The organism is Sedimentibacter sp. LTW-03 (assembly GCF_052059825.1).
In the GTDB taxonomy this organism is placed as follows: Bacteria; Bacillota; Clostridia; order Tissierellales; family Sedimentibacteraceae; genus Sedimentibacter.
The window spans coordinates 2,308,882-2,327,929 of sequence record NZ_CP197180.1 but is presented as its reverse complement, the minus strand read 5'-3'; the positions used below and the strand labels follow the sequence as shown (position 1 = coordinate 2,327,929).

General features: G+C 35.4%; 16 protein-coding genes and 1 other annotated feature (1 of these 17 cut by a window edge). Of the genes, 14 read left to right on the top strand and 2 right to left on the bottom strand.

Annotation, left to right across the window (positions count from 1 at the left end):
• Positions 1 to 55: 55 nt before the first annotated feature.
• Both ACS3UD_RS11655 and ACS3UD_RS11650 read left to right on the top strand, forming a co-directional pair.
• Positions 56 to 685 (top strand): histidine phosphatase family protein, encoded by a 630-nt coding sequence (locus ACS3UD_RS11655; RefSeq protein WP_308139452.1) that lies wholly within the window; start codon positions 56 to 58, stop codon positions 683 to 685.
• 307 nt (positions 686 to 992) lie between these two features.
• Positions 993 to 4,424 carry a pyruvate carboxylase gene (locus ACS3UD_RS11650; protein WP_308139453.1) on the top strand — a complete coding sequence of 1,144 codons (3,432 nt, stop codon included), beginning with the start codon at positions 993 to 995 and terminating at the stop codon, positions 4,422 to 4,424.
• Positions 4,425 to 4,499: 75 nt separating this feature from the next.
• Here ACS3UD_RS11650 and ACS3UD_RS11645 read toward each other — a convergent pair whose 3' ends face one another.
• Entirely contained in the window at positions 4,500 to 6,266 is a 1,767-nt protein-coding gene (locus ACS3UD_RS11645) for a flavocytochrome c (protein WP_308139454.1), read from the bottom strand.
• 132 nt (positions 6,267 to 6,398) lie between these two features.
• Between ACS3UD_RS11645 and ACS3UD_RS11640 the strand changes: the two genes are divergently transcribed.
• The 10 genes from ACS3UD_RS11640 to ACS3UD_RS11595 all read left to right on the top strand — a co-directional run bounded on the left by ACS3UD_RS11640 (position 6,399) and on the right by ACS3UD_RS11595 (position 16,419).
• The gene (locus ACS3UD_RS11640) at positions 6,399 to 7,223 is read left to right on the top strand and encodes a carbon-nitrogen hydrolase family protein (RefSeq protein WP_308139455.1); all 825 of its coding nucleotides are present in this window, start codon (positions 6,399 to 6,401) and stop codon (positions 7,221 to 7,223) included.
• 143 nt (positions 7,224 to 7,366) lie between these two features.
• A complete protein-coding gene (locus ACS3UD_RS11635) occupies positions 7,367 to 7,825 on the top strand; it encodes a YaiI/YqxD family protein (RefSeq protein ID WP_308139456.1) in 459 nt (152 codons plus the stop codon).
• A gap of 293 nt (positions 7,826 to 8,118) precedes the next feature.
• Positions 8,119 to 8,883 carry an IclR family transcriptional regulator gene (locus ACS3UD_RS11630; RefSeq protein WP_308139457.1) on the top strand — a complete coding sequence of 255 codons (765 nt, stop codon included), beginning with the start codon at positions 8,119 to 8,121 and terminating at the stop codon, positions 8,881 to 8,883.
• A 253-nt stretch (positions 8,884 to 9,136) separates the two neighbouring features.
• Entirely contained in the window at positions 9,137 to 9,637 is a 501-nt protein-coding gene (locus ACS3UD_RS11625) for a TRAP transporter small permease (protein ID WP_308139458.1), read from the top strand.
• On the top strand, positions 9,628 to 10,920 hold the full coding sequence (locus ACS3UD_RS11620; RefSeq protein ID WP_374049910.1) for a TRAP transporter large permease: 1,293 nt from the start codon (positions 9,628 to 9,630) through the stop codon (positions 10,918 to 10,920). The genes ACS3UD_RS11625 and ACS3UD_RS11620 overlap by 10 nt, the downstream gene beginning before the upstream one ends.
• Positions 10,921 to 10,959: 39 nt before the next feature.
• Complete coding sequence (locus ACS3UD_RS11615; protein ID WP_308139460.1) at positions 10,960 to 11,952, top strand: C-terminal binding protein; 993 nt, start codon at positions 10,960 to 10,962, stop codon at positions 11,950 to 11,952.
• A 34-nt stretch (positions 11,953 to 11,986) separates the two neighbouring features.
• A complete protein-coding gene (locus ACS3UD_RS11610; protein WP_308139461.1) occupies positions 11,987 to 13,012 on the top strand; it encodes a TRAP transporter substrate-binding protein in 1,026 nt (341 codons plus the stop codon).
• A 137-nt stretch (positions 13,013 to 13,149) separates the two neighbouring features.
• A complete protein-coding gene (locus tag ACS3UD_RS11605) occupies positions 13,150 to 14,025 on the top strand; it encodes an acetaldehyde dehydrogenase (acetylating) (protein WP_308139462.1) in 876 nt (291 codons plus the stop codon).
• Positions 14,025 to 15,041: a 4-hydroxy-2-oxovalerate aldolase gene (gene dmpG, locus ACS3UD_RS11600; RefSeq protein WP_308139463.1), complete on the top strand. Its 1,017-nt coding sequence runs from the start codon at positions 14,025 to 14,027 to the stop codon at positions 15,039 to 15,041. The genes ACS3UD_RS11605 and dmpG overlap by 1 nt, the downstream gene beginning before the upstream one ends.
• 175 nt (positions 15,042 to 15,216) lie before the next feature.
• Complete coding sequence (locus ACS3UD_RS11595; protein ID WP_308139464.1) at positions 15,217 to 16,419, top strand: aminotransferase-like domain-containing protein; 1,203 nt, start codon at positions 15,217 to 15,219, stop codon at positions 16,417 to 16,419.
• An 82-nt stretch (positions 16,420 to 16,501) separates the two neighbouring features.
• Here ACS3UD_RS11595 and ACS3UD_RS11590 read toward each other — a convergent pair whose 3' ends face one another.
• The gene (locus tag ACS3UD_RS11590) at positions 16,502 to 17,599 is read right to left on the bottom strand and encodes an MGDG synthase family glycosyltransferase (protein WP_308139465.1); all 1,098 of its coding nucleotides are present in this window, start codon (positions 17,597 to 17,599) and stop codon (positions 16,502 to 16,504) included.
• A 118-nt stretch (positions 17,600 to 17,717) separates the two neighbouring features.
• Between ACS3UD_RS11590 and ACS3UD_RS11585 the strand changes: the two genes are divergently transcribed.
• Positions 17,718 to 18,269 (top strand): TMEM165/GDT1 family protein, encoded by a 552-nt coding sequence (locus ACS3UD_RS11585; RefSeq protein WP_308139466.1) that lies wholly within the window; start codon positions 17,718 to 17,720, stop codon positions 18,267 to 18,269.
• A complete protein-coding gene (locus ACS3UD_RS11580) occupies positions 18,270 to 18,884 on the top strand; it encodes an NUDIX hydrolase (RefSeq protein WP_308139467.1) in 615 nt (204 codons plus the stop codon).
• Positions 18,885 to 18,973: 89 nt separating this feature from the next.
• Positions 18,974 to 19,048 (top strand) — a binding site (T-box leader) (it continues 162 nt past the right edge of the window).

The following is a 19,048-nucleotide window of genomic DNA, read 5'->3' as shown; positions in this document are numbered from 1 at the left end:
GTGTTTGTTTTAACATCAACTATAAACTTAAATAGCAAATATAAGGAGTAACATTATGACAAGAATATATTTAACGAGACACGGGGAAACCGAATGGAACAGACAAAGAAGATTTCAAGGAAGTAAAAACTCCGAACTCACGGAGAAGGGGATTCTAGGTGCAGAACTCTTAGCAACAAGAGTTGAGGATATAGAGCTTGACTGCATAGTTTCAAGCCCTCTTAAAAGGGCATACCACACAGCTGAAATCGTAAGAGGAAAAAAAGATATAGACATTATAAAAAATGAAGGCTTTAAGGAAATTAACTTAGGCGATTTTGAGGGTATGCGATGGGATGAGATTGAACAGCTTCACGGTGAGATTCTTAAAAGAATTTCTAAAGATCCGTTAAACAACAGATACCCTAACGGAGAAAATCTGTCCGAATTTTACAGCCGCGTTGAAAGAGCTTTTAAAGAAGTAATAAACAAGTGCAGAAATAAAAACGTATTGATAGTAGCTCACGGTGGTACAATAAAGTGCATAGAGTCATATATCAGAAAATTTAAAATAAGCAAGGACTGGATGGGAAATGTAGTGCATAATTGCAGCCTTTCATGCGTAGATGTGGATGACAACAATAATATCAAAGAAATTCTATACAATGATACAGAGCATTTAAATGGAAATGTTGCCTTTGGCTAGGCGATATTTAATCTTTTGCTATTTTTGGAGCGAAAAATCAAGTCAAATATAAATAAATAGTATGTCACATTTAATCAATTTGCTGTACAAATAAAGCAAATTGATTTTTTTTAGAGATAATTGCATAATAATAAAAGGCAGAAAACGATATCACAAAGTATTTTACAAATCAAAATAAATAAAATAAAGTTTTTAATTCAAAAATCTAATTTTATAAAACAACCTCCTTGAAAAACTAATAAAATGATGTTAAACTATTTTTTATAATGATATACATTGAATGTTGATGAGTGTTATGGAGGGACAGATGAAAAATTTTAAAAGAATTCTGGTAGCAAACCGCGGCGAAATTGCCATCAGAGTTTTCAGAGCATGTGAAGAGCTTGGCATAAGAAGCGTCGCAATTTATTCTGAAGAAGACAGAAATTCGCTTTTTAGAACAAAAGCTGATGAAGCGTATCAAATAGGTAAAGGTAAAAAGCCTGTTGATGCTTATCTTGGCATTGATGAAATAATAAACCTTGCAAAATCTAAGGGCGTTGATGCTATACATCCAGGTTACGGATTCTTATCAGAAAATGTGGAATTTGCACGTAGATGTGAAGAAGAGGGTATTGTGTTTATAGGTCCTGACCATGTGATGATGAGCAAGCTGGGCGATAAAATTAAATCCAAGATAGTTGCAAATTCTGTTGGAGTTCCTACAATTCCAGGAATTGAAGAAGCTGTTAAATCAGAAAACGATGCAAAAAAATTTGCTGATTTCTGTGGGTACCCGGTAATTTTGAAAGCTTCAGCAGGTGGTGGCGGAAGAGGTATGCGAATAGCATGGCGTGAAGAAGATCTTTTAAGAGAGTTCAGAAGTGCTCAGAGTGAAGCAAGGAAGGCATTTGGCATTGATGATATATTTATAGAAAAATATCTTGAAAGACCAAAACATATAGAAGTACAGGTTCTCGGTGATAATTACGGCAATATAGTTCACTTATTTGAAAGAGACTGTTCTATTCAAAGAAGGCATCAAAAAGTAGTTGAATTTACACCTGCTTTAAGTATAACGCTTGAGCAAAGAGAAGCTATATGCAGTGATGCACTGAAGCTTGCTGGAGCGGTAAATTACAGGAATGCTGGGACACTTGAGTTTTTAGTGGATAAACACGGCAATCACTATTTTATTGAGATGAACCCTCGAATTCAGGTTGAGCATACAGTATCTGAAATGGTAACAGGTGTAGATATTGTTCAATCACAGATACTTATAGCACAGGGATTCAGATTGGATTCCAATGAAATAAACATTAAGTCTCAGGATGATATAAAGCAAAACGGATATGCCATACAGTGCAGGGTAACTACAGAAGATCCCGCAAATAACTTTGCTCCTGATACAGGAAAAATAGATGTATACAGAACAGGATCTGGATTTGGTATAAGACTTGATGGAGGAAACGGGTTCACCGGAGCAGTTATAAGCCCATACTATGACAGCCTCTTAGTTAAGGTTATTTCTCACGGAAGAACATTTAACGATGCTGTCAATAAAAGTGCGAGAGCACTGAAAGAGCTTGAAATACACGGTGTAAAAACAAATATAGGTTTTCTTTTAAATGTGCTGAACCATGAAACATTTAAAAAGGGTCAGTGCGACACAGGATTCATAGCAGATAACCCGTCACTGCTAAATGTTAGAGGCGGAGAAGATAAAGAATTAAAGGTATTGAATTATATAGGAAATATTGTTGTCAATGAGACAAAGGGGTTGAAGCCTCAGTTCGATGTACCAAGAGTTCCTGAACTGAAAAAAGACAATAAATCAAAGCAAGAGTTGAAACAACTTTTGGATACAAAAGGACCTAAGGAAGTTTCAAAATATGTCCTAAACCAAAAACGACTATTTTTAACAGATACGACAATGCGAGATGCTCATCAATCACTTATGGCTACAAGGGTAAGAACTGTTGATATGGAGAAAATAGCTCCTGCTATGGATAATATGGCAAGCGACTTGTTTTCAGTTGAAATGTGGGGTGGAGCTACATTTGACGTTGCATATAGATTCTTGAAAGAAGATCCATGGGAAAGACTAAGAACATTAAGACAGAAAATGCCGAATATTTTGTTCCAGATGTTGTTAAGAGGAGCAAATGCGGTTGGGTATAAAAATTATCCTGACAATGTAATAAGAGAGTTCGTTAAGGCATCTGCAAAAGAAGGAATAGATGTGTATCGTATATTTGATTCTCTGAACTGGATTGAGGGTATGGAAGTGGCCATCGATGAGGTTCTTAACCAGAATAAAATAGTTGAAGCCAGCATCTGTTATACAGGTGACATACTTGATGAAAAAAGAGATAAGTACACATTGAAATATTATGTGGATATGGCAAAGAAGCTTGAAAAAAGAGGAGCGCATGTGCTTGCAATAAAAGACATGTCTGCACTTTTAAAACCAATGGCTGCTGATAAGCTTATAAGAGCCTTAAAAAATGAACTGTCAATACCCGTTCATCTTCATACTCACGATACAAGCGGAAACGGAGTTGTAACAGTTTATTCGGCCGCTAATGCAGGAGTGGATATTGTTGATACTGCATTTAACTCAATGGCGGGGCTTACAAGTCAGCCTCCTTTGAACTCTGTTATTGCAGCACTGAACAATACAGAAAGAGACACTATGCTCGATTTGGATGATATGCAAAAAATTTCTGATTATTGGGAAGCTGTTCGACCTGTATACCATAAGTTTGAGTCCGGATTAAAAACAGGTACAGCAGAAATATACAAATATGAAATTCCTGGAGGACAATATTCGAACCTTAAGCCACAGGTTGAAAGCTTTGGTATGGGACACAGGTTTGAAGAAGTCAAGGATATGTTTAAGACAGTTAATGAGATGCTTGGTGATATCGTAAAGGTTACACCGTCATCAAAAGCCGTAGGAGATATGGCAATATTTATGGTTCAAAATGAACTTACTTCAGAAAATATTTATGAAAAAGCAAAAGATATGGACTTCCCAGACTCAATTGTATCATACTTTGAAGGTATGATGGGTCAGCCGGAGGGTGGATTCCCAGAAAAACTTCAGAACCTTGTTTTAAAGGATAAGGAGCCTATTAAATGTAGACCTGGCGAACTTCTGCCACCAGAAGATTTTGATTCTATAAAAAATATGCTGAGAGAAAAACACGGACTTGAAGGAACGGATGAAGAGGCGCTGAGCTATGCATTGTATCCGAAAGTGTTTGAAGACTACATTAAAGACCAAAAAGAGCAGGGAAGTTTTAGGCTTATGGGAAGTGATATTTTCTTCCACGGTCTTGAAGAAGGAGAAACATGCGAGGTTAAAATTGCTGAAGGCCAGAAGCTTAGTATCAAGCTTGTGGAAGTAAAAGCTAATGATGACGGAACAAAGGATCTTGCATTTGAGGCAAACGGAAATAGAAGAGTAATAACAGTAAAAGATAAAAATGCCGTTAACTTAAAAGCTGCTTCTACTGAGAAAGTTATGGCTGATACAGGTAATCAATACGAAATAGGAGCAAACATACCAGGCAATGTTTATAAAATTCTTGTAAAACAGGGTGATAAAGTTGAAGCGGGTCAACCTGTTGCAGTATTGGAAGCAATGAAAATGGAAACAAATGTATTGGCACCGTTGGCAGGAACAGTTGCAAAAATTCATGTCAAAGAAGGTCAAAGAGTAGTTGCTGGAGAGTTAATAGCAGAATTAGAATAAAAAAATTTATAAGAAAAGGCAACCCAGATTCTTGGTTGCCTTTCTATATTTTAGTTTGCTTATTTTAAGTGGGTTTTATTTTACAAAAGTTGATGCACTTGCACCTGCTATTCTTCCAAAAATAGTTATATCTGATACTGCATTACCGCCAATTCTGTTACCTCCGTGTATTCCACCTGTTACTTCGCCGGCTGCAAAGAGTCCCGGTATAATATCACCTGAATTATTAATTACCTCAGTATTTGTATTTATTTTCAATCCGCCCATGGTGTGATGTATGGCTGGCGCAACCTCTACATAGTAGTAAGGGGATTGAGTAAGCTCTACATCCAGAGAAGTTCTGCCGAATTCTGTATCAGATTTTCCTGTCACGTATACGTTGTATGATTCAATTGTATTTTTAAGTTCAGAAGCATCCACTTCCATCATTTGTGCCAGTTCTTCAATTGAAGCGGCTTCTTTCAAAAGTCCTTGATTCTTATATTTCTCATAAGTAGAGGCTTTTTCATAAACCTGTTTGTCAAGAACAAGGAATGCAGTTGCACCTTCCTGAGATAATATAGCCTCTGAAACAACATCCCTGGTTTCAAGCTCATCTATGAACCTTTTGCCTTCGTGGTTTACTAGAATTGCGCCATCACCACGTATTCCTTCTGTAATCATTTCATTAATTACAGGCACAACAGTGGGGTGTGTCTGTATTTGGTCGATATCTGTGAGAGCTACATCTAATTTCTCTGCCATTGCCAGCGCATCGCCAGTTGCTCCGGGCTGATTTGTAGTTCCAAATCCCTTAAGTTCCGGGTTGTATTTTTCCACCAACTGAGCATTTGCACCAAAGCCGCCTGTTGCGATTATTACCGCCTTAGCATTTATATTGTAAGTATTACCGTCATTGTTTTCAACTTTTATTCCTGTAGCTGAACCGTTATCATCAGTTAATATTTCGATTGCTTTTGTGTTCAATCTTATTTCAATACCCAAATTATCTGCTTGAGTTTGAAATACGTCCATTAAGTGAGAGCCAATAGGCATTCCTTGAGGAGCTTTGTGCAGTCTGTCAACACTTTGACCTCCAGATCTGCCGACTTCAGATAAATCTGCTCCAAGGCTTTCCAACCAATCTAATGTTTCAGCTGATTTTTCTGTGAATACCTTCAACAATTCTGGGTCATTAAGATCATGACCGCCTTTCATTGTATCTTCATAAAAAAGCTCCGGACTGTCTTCGATGCCTTTTTCTTCTTGATACTTGGTTCCGGCAGCGTTCATACCGCCTGTTGCATAGTTTGTATTTCCGCCAATGAAAGCATTTTTTTCCACTACGATTACATTAGAACCTTGGTTTGTTGCCTCAATTGCCGCGGTCATGCCGGCGCCTCCAGCACCTACAATTACTATATCTGTTGATGCATCCTCAGCAGTTTCAACTTCTTTAACAACATTTTTTGCCGTTAAAGTAACATTTGCCTGTTTTACGGCATCACTAACTGCTCTTATTAGCGCGCCGCTTGTTAAGGTTGCTCCTGTAACTGTGTCTGCATCTGTAGAATTTGTCTCTATCATGTGTGATATTATGCTGTCGACAACAGTATTGGTGTATCCTGAATCTGAATTTTCCAAAATATTTATACCCTTAATCTCGGAGTTTTCGATTACTACTTCAACCTTTATAGGGCCATACTTTCCTTGCGATTCCCCTTGCACAGTTGTATTAACCAAATTTTTCTGTTCTTCTTCGGGGGCCTGGTTGTTATCCGGTTGGTTATTCTGGCATGATCCCAAAGAAAATATCATTATAACTGATAACAAAATAGAAATAATCTTATAGTAATTTTTCATTTTGTGCTCCTTTTCAATTTATTTATAAATATAATTACCAAGGATTGAAAATTTATACTGAAGATAACGTATGAGACACTTGTAAACGATATCTGTATGAATTATAATAATTAAAAATAGTGGAGGTATATTATGGATAAATTTAATGCGGCCTTGCTGCAGATGAAGGTTTATGATAATAAAGAAAAAAACATTAAAAATGCAGTGAATTTAATTGAAAAAGTTTCAAGAGAAGGTGCTGATTTGGCCGTGCTGCCGGAAATGTTTTGCTGCCCTTACGATAGTTCATATTTTAAAAAATTTAGCGAAGAACAGGGAGGTCCTGCCTACGAAGCTTTAAGAGCGGTTGCAGAGCGTACAGGAATATATGTGGTGGCTGGAACCATACCTGAATCGGAAGGAGATAAAATATATAATACCTCATATGTTTTTGACGGAAATGGTAAACAAATAGCAAAGCATAGGAAGATGCATTTGTTTGATATAGATGTAAAGGGGGGGCAGTATTTCAAAGAATCAGATACCTTTACGCCGGGAAAAGATGTAACAATTTTTGAAACAAAATTTTGCAGAATAGGGCTTGCTGTATGTTACGACATAAGATTTCCTGAGCTGAGCAGATTAATTGCTGCGGGAGAAGCGGAAGTAATAATTTACCCTGCGGCATTTAATATGACAACAGGTCCGGCTCATTGGGAGCTTAATTTCAGGTCGAGGGCTCTGGACAACCAAGTATATACAATAGGTGTTGCACCGGCAAGAGATATGGAGTCGTCATATCATTCATACGGAAATTCCTTAGTTGTGTCGCCGTGGGGCAATGTTTTAAACAGAATGGACGAAAAAGAGGGATACATAATTCAGGAAATTGATTTAGATTATGTAAAAAAAGTGAGAAGTGAACTTCCGCTATTAAAGCACGTAAGAAATGATATTTACTCACTTAGGAAAATCTAGGAAAAACTAATTTATAGCTTAATCTGCAAATTCATTAAGCCTTTAGCACCGATGATTAAGATAAATAAAATAGTAAAATTTTTGATATTGCTTTAACATTTAATTGTAATAGGTCATAATTTAAATATAAAAGGAGATTTTTCATGCGAATCATTATAGATGGAGATGCATGTCCACAGCGTGTAAAGGAAATATGCGAAGAGGCAGCCAAGGAATTTGGAATTGAACTTATTATTGTCGTAGATATTGATCATTACATTGTAAGTGATTACCAGGTTTTTGTAGTAGAGCAGGGAAGAGAATCCGTGGATTATAAGATAGTTCAAATTTTTAAGGAGGATGATATTCTTGTTACTCAGGATTACGGGCTTTCAAGTCTTGTATTGGGGAAGGCGTCGGCAGTAATCCATACAGCAGGCTTTTTTATAAACAAGAATAATATAGACAGCTTGCTTCAATCCAGGTACATCAGCGCGAGAATAAGGAAGCAAGGCGGAAAAACAAAGGGACCGTCAAAAAGAACTAAAGAGCAGGATGAAAATTTCAAGAAATGTCTTTACAAAGTTCTCCGCGAGAAAATTGGAAAAAATAAACATAAATAATAGTGAGCCTATTTGGCTCCCTTTTGTTCGTCAATACAAAAAACGATTTGACAATGCAAAAAATATATTGACAAATATGAAAACATCTGCTAATCTATAAAAGAAAATTAGAATAAAGTTGAAGTGACCCAAATGTTATGAATATTGCTTAATCTTTGAAATATGCTAAAAGAAGTTACGCTACACCAGATATTGAATAAGAAGTGGCTATTCATACGGCAAAGCTGGAAATAAAAAGTGGCGATTTTGGGGAATTATTGCCATCTAAATAAGTAAGATGTAGAGGGGTTTTTATGAACATACTTGGAAAAGTTCTATCTGTTGACAAGGCGTTACTGATTATAAGGCTGTTGGCAGAAAAGGGACGCGAAATGAAGCTGACAGAGATATCAGATGAGCTTGATATTAATAAAAGTACATTGCATGGTTTAATAAGCACTCTGAAATATCATGGGTTTGTTGACCAAGACGGGAAAACGCAAAAATACAGACTCGGATTATATCTAATTCAGTTGGGAGATATAGCATCAAAATCATTGAACATAATACAAATAACAACTCCAATAATTGAAAATGTATGCAATAAGTTACAAGAGACAGTGCATATAGGAAGTCTAGATAATTCAGAAGTTGTATATGTGAATAAGAAAGAATCAAAACAATCCATGAGAATTTATACTAATATTGGAGCAAGAAACCCTGCATATTGTACCGGCTTGGGAAAAGCAATGCTGGCATATTTAGATGATGATACAATAAATAAAATAATTCCTGAAAAGCTAGAAAAACTTACGCCAAATACCATTACTGATAAGCAGGAACTTATAAAAGTCTTAAAGACAGTTAAAGAAAATGGATACGCATTTGATAATGAAGAGATAGCTATAGGTCTTACATGTTTAGCTGCTCCCATATTTGATTATACTGGCAAAGCAATATATGGGATTAGTGTATCTGGGCCAACTGTAAGGATGGATGAAGATAAAATTCAAGAATCTATTAAAATAATAAAAGAAGCAGCTGAAGAAATATCTTTAAAAATTGGGTATATTGATTAATACCCTTAAATTTTTCAAAATAATCAAAACTCAGTTTTGCATTATCAAATCCAAAGGAGATTTGACTTTTTTTAGAGCTACACTATCAAACTTAGTTTGACAATATAAAACAAAAGAAAGGAAAACGTAATAACAACAAAATGAATATTATCCTATGAGTTTTATAAGAAAGGAGGAAAATTATATTAACATATAAGATTGTATAATAAGGGGAAGAAATAAATATTTAGACAATGATTAGGAGGTTTTTGATTTGAAAAGTTTAAAATGGCTTAACAATAATTTGGAAGAGACATTAATGGGGATTTCATTGTGGGCAATCGTTTTAATTATGGGCTTACAAGTGGTTATGAGATATGTTTTTAAGCAATCAATTTCATGGTCTGAGGAGATGTCAAGATACTTTTTTATATGGTTTACATTTTTAGGAATTAGTTATGCAGTTCATAATAATTCGCATATTCGACTTGATATTATTGAACAGTTTGTTCCAGCACTAAAAAAACCTTTAGAATATATAGGCGATTTATTTTTCTTGTTATTTTGTGCTTATATGATAAAGCCAGGTATTACAGTAATTTATTTTTTAAAAAACAGTAATCAGCTCAGCCCGGCAATGCAATTTCCAATGCTTTTTGTGTATGCTGCATTATGGATAGGCTTATTGCTAACGATAGTTAGGTTAATTCAAAAATATTATTTAAAAATTAAAGGGCGGCAAGTAATGGAAAAGGAGGCTGAACAATCATGGTAGGGTCAGTATTTACAATATTTATGGTGACATTAATAATCGGAGTTCCAATAGGTATTGCAGTTGCAATAACTTCAATATCAGCCTCTATAATAAATCCGGCTCTTCCGGCAGATGCGGTATACGTTTTCAGAAATATGATTACTGCAGTTGACTCTTATTCCTTGCTTGCTGTCCCATTGTTTATACTATCAGGAAATTTAATGGCGCAAGGGGGAATTTCAAAAAAATTATTTAATTTCTTCTCATATTTTATCGGAAATAAAACTGCAGGTCTTCCTATAGCAACTATTATAACATGCTTGTTTTATGGAGCCATATCGGGTTCTGGACCTGCAACGGTTGCTGCAGTTGGTGCTATGACAATTCCTCTATTAATAGAGTTAGGCTATGATAAGAAGTTTGTTGTTGCAATGGTTGCAACAGCTGGAGGATTAGGAGTTATAATCCCACCAAGTATTCCATTCATAATTTATGGACTTTCTTCAGGTGAATCTGTAGGTTCATTGTTTATTGCCGGAGTTTTGCCTGGGCTTCTTATTGGATTATGCTTAATGTCATATGCTTTCTATTATTGCAAGAAAAATGGTGAAGACAAGAATAAGCTTAACAAAAACTTTAATGAACTTAGAAGCAGAGGCTTTTTTGGAATATTAGGTGACAGCTTCTGGGCTTTACTAACTCCCATAATTATATTGGGAGGGATATACAGCGGTGTAGTAACTCCAACGGAAGCGGCAAATATCTCAGTTATATATGCTTTAATTATAAGCTTGTTTGTGTATAAAAGCTTAAAGTTCAGCGATTTAAAATCTATTATGAAAGTTACCATTACTACAGCGGCACCTGTGTTACTAGTCGTTTCAACTGCTACAGTATTTGGACGTGTTCTCACATTAATGCAGGCACCTCAACAGATAGCAACAAGTATAATGGCTACTTTTTCATCTAAAGTGGCGATTATGCTTGTGATAAATGTTTTCTTATTATTTGTTGGGATGGTTATGGAAACACTGGCAGCTATATTAATTTTAACTCCAATTTTCCTGCCTATTATAACAACTTTAGGAATCACTCCAATTCATTTTGGTGTAATAATGGTTGTTAATCTTGCAATAGGTTTTGTAACACCTCCTGTTGGAATGAACTTATATGTTGCAAGTTCTATGACTGGAATTTCGGTAATGGATATAGGGAAGAAAGCTATACCGTTTATAATTGCATTTTTTATATCGCTGATGGCTATTACATTTATACCTGAGGTAAGTCTTAGCCTTATCAAATAGTTTGTACATAATAAATATTATTATTTTAGGAGGATATTGATGAGTAAATTTGTTGTTCTGGACAGTCAGGAACTGGCAGGAAGTGATTTTAACATTGAAAAAAGTATTTTGGAGGCACAAGGAGTTGAATGCATAATTGCTGAATGCAAAACTGCTGAAGAAGTTCTTGAGGTTGCTAAAGATGCTGACGGAATTGGACTGGTTTATGTAGATATGAACAGGGAGCTTATAGATCAGCTTGAAAATTGCAAGGTAATAGTACGTTATGGAATCGGTTACGATACTATAGATGTTGAAGCTGCAACGGAAAGAGGCATAATAGTATGTAATCTTCCTGACTACTGTCAGCCGGATGTTGCCACTCACACCATGGCATTATTATTGGATATAAACAGGAAGGTTACGCTGCTGGACAGATCATGTCGAAGAGGAAACTGGAGTGCTAATGAAGGATACACAACTAACAGAATTAATGGATTAACATTAGGTTTAGTTGGATTTGGAAGCATAGCAAGGTTATTTGTAAAATATATGAGTGGATTTAACATGGATGTAATAGCCTATGATCCTTATTTGCCTGACAGTTTTTTTGAAGAATTAAATGTAAAGCGTGTTACTCTAAATGAATTATATTCGCAAGCAGATGCAATTTCAATCCATACACCTCTTACTCCTGAAACTAAACATCTTATAAATAAAGAGACTATCGCAAAAATGAAGGATGGTGTATTGATAGTAAACACTGCAAGAGGTCCAATCATAAATATACATGATTTAATGGAAGCATTAAAAAGTGGAAAGGTTAAAGCTGCAGGGCTAGATGTTGTAGAAATAGAACCAATATTTGATTCGAATGCAGATATTTATAAACTTGACAACATTATAGTTAATCCACATAGCGCCTATAATTCTGCGGAAGCATCAACTGAACAACATCAAAAAGTTGCTTTTTCAGCAATTGATGTTTTAGTAACCGGCAAGATGCCATATAACGCTGTAAATAAAAAACAATTAGCGCAACCAGCTAAATAAATCTTATTAAAATTTAAAAAGGAAGGTAAATTATATGAAAAAATTTTTAGCGATAACAATATCAGTAGTTTTGTTATTAGGTTTATTGAATGGATGTTCAGAAAGCTCTAACTCAGCTGTTTCAAATGATACGTCGGACGGAACCTACACAATAACTTTGGCTCATTCAACTACAGAAGTTACTTCATTTCAACGGTTTGCAACTTCATTCAAAGAATATGCTGAAACAAATTCCGGCGGAAAAATAACAGTCAACATTTATCCTAACGCACAACTTGGTGGTGACCGTGAAATAATTGAAGGAACTCAAACAGGCAGCATTACATTAATTGGGTCATCGGCTGCTCCACAGGTGAATTTTGTTCCATCAGCAGTTATTAACGACTTGCCATTTGTGTTTACTGATAAAGAACAGGCACGCAAAGTTTTAAGCGATTTGGAATATGCTGCTGCAATTTCAGCAGAATATGAAAAAGCTGGGTTTAAGTATTTAGGTTCATCTGATCAAGGGTTCAGAGCCCTTACTTCAAATAAAGAAGTGCATGCACCTGCAGATGTACAAGGAATGACATTGCGTACAATGGAGAATAAATATCATATGGAAGTATGGAAACAAATAGGTGCTAATCCGACTCCATTACCGTTCAATGAATTATATACTGCTTTGCAGCAAGGAACAGTTGATGCTCAGGAAAACCCAATAGAGCTTATATATTCTCAAAAGTTTTATGAACAACAGGATTATATAATTACAACTAACCACATTTATCAGCCTGTTTCTTGGATTATGAATAAAGCATTCTATGACAGTCTTCCTGACGATTTAAAAGCTGTTGTAGACGAAGGGGCTAATAAAGCTATAATTGAGGCAAATAAATATCAAGACGATAACCTTGAAAAGTTTAGAAAAGAAATGGAAGATTACGGAGTTACGGTTGTAGAGCTCACACCAGAGGAACTCTCAGCATTCTCTGAAAAGGCAAAAAGTGCACAAGAAATGATTCAGGCTGATTGTGAACCTGCAGTATATGATGCTTTTATGAAAGCTTTAAATAAATAAACTTTGAGTATATAAATGCTAAATGACATAAATATTAGAGATGTTATAAAATAAGCTTTTATAATGCTAAAACAGCATTAACATAATGTTTTGATAAGAATACATAAATATATTATAACAACTAGGAGGTAACTATTTTGGAAAAGTTAAAGGTAGGTATTATCGGACCAGGTAACATAGGTATTGACTTAATGATGAAGATTAAAAGAAGTCCATACTTGGAACTAAAATGTGTGGTTAATATTAAAGAATCAGAAGGGTTGGATATCGCCAGAGGTTTTGGGGCAGACGCTTCTGCAGGCGGAGTAGATTATATGATAGCTAATCACCCCGATCTTGATATAGTATTTGATTCAACAAGTGCGGCAGCTCATGCAGCAGCAGCCCCAAAATTAAAGGCTGCAGGTTATTTTACAATAGATCTAACTCCTGCAGCGGTTGGACAATATTGCGTACCAACGGTTAACCTTGTTGAAGGAATGCTGAATGCTGACAATGTAAACATGGTTACATGTGCAGGTCAGGCAACAGTTCCTATAGTTGCGGCAATAAACAAAGCATCAGACGTTGTTTATGCAGAAGTAGTGTCATCTATTAGCAGCAAAAGTGCAGGCCCAGGGACCAGGGCTAACATAGATGAATTCACAGTTACAACAAGAAAGGCTCTTGAAGAAGTCGGAGGAGCAGATAAAGCCAAAGTAATAATAGTATTGAATCCAGCGGAACCTCCAATTTTTATGAGAAATACAATATACACAAAAGTAAAAGATACAAACCTTGATGCAATAAAGGAATCAGTACATAATGCAGTAAAAGAGCTCAATCAATTTGTTCCTGGGTATAAAATTTTATTAGAACCTATAATTCAAGATGATATAGTAACAACTATGATTCAAGTGGAGGGACTTGGAGATTACTTGCCTGTATATTCAGGTAATTTAGATATAATTACATCTGCTGCTATTTATACAGCAGAGAGAAGAGCTCAACATTTAGCAGGAGGATCAAGATAATGGCAAAAATTTATTTAACAGATACAACACTAAGAGACGGAAGTCATACAGTGTCTCATAAATTCAGCGCCGATGATGTTAAAAAGGTTGTATCGGCACTAGACTCAGCAGGCATTGATTTAATTGAAGTTGGGCATGGAGATGGACTAACTGGATCAACCATTAACTATGGATTTGCTGATTATGATGATTTTGATATAGTTAAAGCAGCCTCGTCTGTTATAAAAAATTCTAAATTAACAGTATTATTACTGCCTGGGATAGGAACAGTTGAAGACCTGAAAAAAGCTCAAAATTATGGAGCAACGGCTGTAAGAATAGCAACTCATGTAACTGAAGCAGATGTTGCAGCGCAGCACATTAGAGCTGCTAAAAAAATGGGGTTGTTTACAGTTGGGTTTTTAATGATGGCACATATGGCAAGTGTTGAAGGAATTGTTGAAGAAGCTAAAAAAATGGAATCTTACGGTGCAGACGTAGTATACTGCACTGATTCGGCAGGTGCTATGCTTCCTGTTAATGTAAAAGAAAAAATATCTGCAATGGTTAAAAATCTAAATATACCTGTTGGACACCATTCTCATAACAACTTAGGGCTGGCAATTGGAAATTCACTTGCAGCTATTGAAGCGGGTGCAACATACATTGACGGGTCACTGTCAGGGTTGGGGGCAGGAGCAGGGAATACAGCAACGGATGTATTGGTAGCCGCATTAAATAAAATGGGATATAAACATAATGCTGACTTGTTCAAAACGATGGACGCAAGCTCAAATGCATTAATACCAGTGCTGGAATCAAAAGGATTGAAAACAAATACAAACCTGGATGCAATGATACTAGGATATGCAGGATGTTATTCAAGTTTCTTGCTACATGCCAGAAGGGCATCTGAAAGATTTAATGTTGACGTAAGAGAAATATTGATAGAGTGTGGCAACAGAAAGGCTGTCGGCGGGCAGGAAGATTGGATTATTGAAATTGCAAATAATATTGCAAAAGCTAAAAACAATTAATTATTATGCAAAAGCCTTTGGTTTTTAAAAACAAGGGCTTTTATTTTATTATGCAACCTACGTGGGAAATTATGTAATAAACTGTTTTTGGTGGTTAAATTACAAATTTATCCTTGAAATTAAATATGTTTTGAAATAAAATCTATTCAATAGTATAAAAATGGAAGGTGATATTATGTCTAAATTTGCAAAACGCATTTCAAACATGGAAAGTTCGGCAGCAGTAGTAAAAAGATTGTTTGGAGCTATGAATGATCCTGAAATTATATCTTTCGGCGGAGGAGCGCCTGCCAAAGAAGCACTTCCTGTTGATATTATAAGAGAAATAACAAATGATATAATGAGAACAGAGAAAAGAGGAATTGAAGCACTGCAGTACGGACCTGTACTTGGCATATCAGATTTGAGGGATGTTGTAGTGAATGATTTGCTGGCACCTAAAGGAGTAAACGCAAAATCTGACAATATAGTTATAACCAGCGGCGGAATGGAAGCCATTAACATGCTTTGTCAGCTTTACATCAATCCGGGAGACATAATATTAGTTGAATCACCAAGCTTTGTACATTCCATAGAAGTTTTTGAAATGTTTCAGGCGAATTGCATTCCTGTAAGTATGGATGAGAAAGGGATGGATACTGAGGATTTGGAAGCTAAAATTATTAAATACAATCCAAAGATGATTTACGTGATACCTACATTCCAAAATCCCACAGGTATTACATTAGCATTGGAAAGAAGAAAAAAAATCGCAGAACTTGGAAGTAAGTATGATGTTATAATTTTGGAGGATGATCCATACCGCGATATAAGGTACAGCGGCAGTGACTTGCTTCCTATAAAAGCATTTGATCGAGATGGACATACAATATTGGCTAATAGTTTCTCAAAGATTTTTTCTGCAGGAAGCAGGCTTGGATACATATTGGCTGATGATGAAGTAGTAAATAAATTATTTGACATTAAGACAGCTACAAATTCACACACTTCTATGCTTCCCCAGATTTTATGTGCAGAGTTTTTTAATAGAGGTTTTTATTCTGCACATCATAAAATGATATGTGATTTGTATCGTGAAAGAAGAGATACAATGATGGAATGCATTGATAAATATTTTCCTAAGGGCACAAAAAGAACTACTCCTGATGGAGGGCTCTTTATGTGGGTTGAACTTCCAAAAGGCATAAATACTACAGAGTTGCTAGTTGAATCTGTGGCGGATGTTAAGGTAGCATATGTAGCAGGCGAAGGATTCTATGTGGAAAGAGGAGGCAAGGGAAATAATTGCATGAGGATAAGCTTTGGTAGTGTTGATCCCGAGAAAATCAGAATAGGTATTGAACGTCTGGGCAAGTTAATATGCTCTAAATTAGAATAGAATAAAAATAAATACATTTGAACGCGGCGGAAGAATTTTTTATTATAATTTTTACGCCGCGTTCAAGATTAAAGAAATCTTTCTACTTTTCTATGCTTTCAACTACATCATCGACTATTTTTATGGATGATGCTTTTGTGTGCATTTTCTTCATGTTTTTTTTCATTGCATTAAGCAATGAAGGGTTTTTAATTAATTCAATGGTGCTGTCAATAATCTGGTATGAATTGTTTGCTATAATAGCTGCCCCTTTTTTTTCAAAGTATAATGCATTTTCCTTTTCCTGACCTGGAACAGGCTTAATAATTATTAAAGGAATTTGTACGGCCAATGCTTCGCTTAAAGTAATCCCACCGGATTTTGTAATCATGCAGCATGAAATTTTATATAAATCGTCGATATTTTCAATAAAGCCAAACACTTTTAGATTTCTGAGCCCAAGTGATTCAAGTTTCGCTTTCTGAATTTTGTTATTCCCGCATACAACAGCAACCTGAATCATTTTATTTTTACAAAGCTCTACGCATACCTTTTTAATGTTTTTAAACACTCCAAATGCGCCAGAGTTTATGAGAACAATTTTTTTCCCTCTTTTAAAGTTATACTTTTTGTAAAGCATGGAAATGCTTTCGGCTTCCTCAAAGGCATCTCTTATAGGAATGCCTGACACCACAGTTTTTTCAACGGGAATATTCAATTTTTTAAGTTCTTCCTGAAGTTCTTCCGTAGCAATGTAAAATTTGTCTATCTCTTCACTCAGCCAGAGTTTGTGAGCATAGAAGTCTGTTACTATGTTAAATACGGGGATATTTTCGCCAAGCTGATTTTTTATCCTCAATGAAGCCAGTATGGGGAATGTATTTATAATTACATCCGGTTTAAACTGACTGGCTATTTCGTTCAATTTTTTATACCCAAAGTTTCGATATAATTCAATAACTTTTTTATCGGTAAGTTTTTCAGAGCCGTAATACAATATAGAATAAGCTTCTCCGAATTCATAGCTTCTAATGTATGCTTTTTTTATTGTTTCGGTTATTTTAGGATGAGCTTCCGTAAAAAGATCAACAATGAAAACATTGTTGTAACCTTTGTTAATAAATGCATTTTTTAATGCTGTAGCTACCATTTTGTGTCCGTTTCCGAAGGGCGCGGTAGTAATTAATATATTTAAATTCATAATGCCTCCGTGAAAATCATTAATTTATGTTCTGTTTATACCTGTTATCAAATATTATAATATATGGCGCGGATTTATTAAAGAAAATTATGTAAAAAAATATATTTGGGGGGTAAATATGTTGGGAGAGGGATTAGAAGCATTTGTTCTGGTATTTGTAGCCGAGGTTGGAGATAAAACACAGCTAATGCTAATGACACTTGCTGCAAAATACACAGTAATGCAGATGCTTTTAGGCATATTTCTCGGCGTTACTGTCAATCACGGAGCAGCCGTAGCCATAGGTTGCTGTCTGTCAAATGTAATTCAAGGAAAATTGCTTCAGTTATTTGCAGGTTTTATATTTGTTGTGTTTGGTATAATAACAATTTTATATGATGAAGAAGATGGAAAAAAAACAAACTATAAATTTGGACCGATAATTACGACTGCTATGACATTTTTACTGGGAGAAATGGGAGACAAAACACAACTTACTGCTATGACACTTGCAATGGAAGCTCAGTATCCTTACATGGTGCTTGCAGGCTCTGTTGCCGGGATGATGGTCATAGGCATGATTGGAATAATTATTGGAACGGCATTGACTAAACATATCCCATCTAATATAATAAAAACAGTATCAGGGTTAGTATTTATAATATTTGGGTTAATGAGGTTTATTGAATAGATGGAATTGAACGAAATAAAAAGCAAAATAAAAAAGGTTACTCCGCGGCCGATGGATGACGATTTGAGATTTTCGGTGCTTGTGCCTCTAATTGAAATAGAAGGCGAGCTGCACATCATTTATGAGGTTAGATCGAAATACGTAAAGCAGCCGGGAGAAGTATCTTTTCCGGGAGGAAAAATAGAAGAAAATGAGAGCCCGCAGTATGCGGCAGTGAGAGAAACCTGCGAGGAACTGGGAATAGATGAATCCCGTGTTGAAATAATTAGCGAGCTGGATTATGCTACGAGCAAAAGCGGCTCTTTTGTTTATACTTTTTTAGGACATATTAAAAATGTGGATTTGCAAAGAATTGAATTCAATCGGGATGAGGTTGATAAATTATTTTTTGTTCCTTTTTCATTCTTTTTAAATAATGAACCTGAAAAATATTATATGAACTATTTGCCGAAGGCAGATGATGATTTTCCTTATCACATGGTTAACAACGGAGAAAAATATGATTGGGAAAGTATAAGATATCCCGTTTATTTTTATGACTATAAGGGGCATATAATATGGGGCCTTACTGCTAAGGTTACGTACAATTTGATTAGAAAATTAAAATATAATTAGAAAATACGTGAAAAAAAAATTAAAAAACAGTTGCATTTTTTATAATATTATAATATAATAAGTAAAAAATATACCCAACTAAATTAGTAGGAAATACAATGAAGAAGGAAAGTAGTATATATTGAATTTTCAGAGAGAGCATCTCAAGGCTGAAAAGATGCTTA

Coding starts and splice junctions, on each gene's coding strand:
- ACS3UD_RS11635 (WP_308139456.1), top strand. CDS start 7,367: ATGCGAATCATTATAGATGGAGATGCATGTCCACAGCGTGTAAAGGAA.
- ACS3UD_RS11650 (WP_308139453.1), top strand. CDS start 993: ATGAAAAATTTTAAAAGAATTCTGGTAGCAAACCGCGGCGAAATTGCC.
- ACS3UD_RS11630 (WP_308139457.1), top strand. CDS start 8,119: ATGAACATACTTGGAAAAGTTCTATCTGTTGACAAGGCGTTACTGATT.
- ACS3UD_RS11645 (WP_308139454.1), bottom strand. CDS start 6,266: ATGAAAAATTACTATAAGATTATTTCTATTTTGTTATCAGTTATAATG.
- ACS3UD_RS11640 (WP_308139455.1), top strand. CDS start 6,399: ATGGATAAATTTAATGCGGCCTTGCTGCAGATGAAGGTTTATGATAAT.
- ACS3UD_RS11610 (WP_308139461.1), top strand. CDS start 11,987: ATGAAAAAATTTTTAGCGATAACAATATCAGTAGTTTTGTTATTAGGT.
- ACS3UD_RS11590 (WP_308139465.1), bottom strand. CDS start 17,599: ATGAATTTAAATATATTAATTACTACCGCGCCCTTCGGAAACGGACAC.
- ACS3UD_RS11615 (WP_308139460.1), top strand. CDS start 10,960: ATGAGTAAATTTGTTGTTCTGGACAGTCAGGAACTGGCAGGAAGTGAT.
- ACS3UD_RS11595 (WP_308139464.1), top strand. CDS start 15,217: ATGTCTAAATTTGCAAAACGCATTTCAAACATGGAAAGTTCGGCAGCA.
- ACS3UD_RS11655 (WP_308139452.1), top strand. CDS start 56: ATGACAAGAATATATTTAACGAGACACGGGGAAACCGAATGGAACAGA.
- ACS3UD_RS11585 (WP_308139466.1), top strand. CDS start 17,718: ATGTTGGGAGAGGGATTAGAAGCATTTGTTCTGGTATTTGTAGCCGAG.
- ACS3UD_RS11580 (WP_308139467.1), top strand. CDS start 18,270: ATGGAATTGAACGAAATAAAAAGCAAAATAAAAAAGGTTACTCCGCGG.
- dmpG (WP_308139463.1), top strand. CDS start 14,025: ATGGCAAAAATTTATTTAACAGATACAACACTAAGAGACGGAAGTCAT.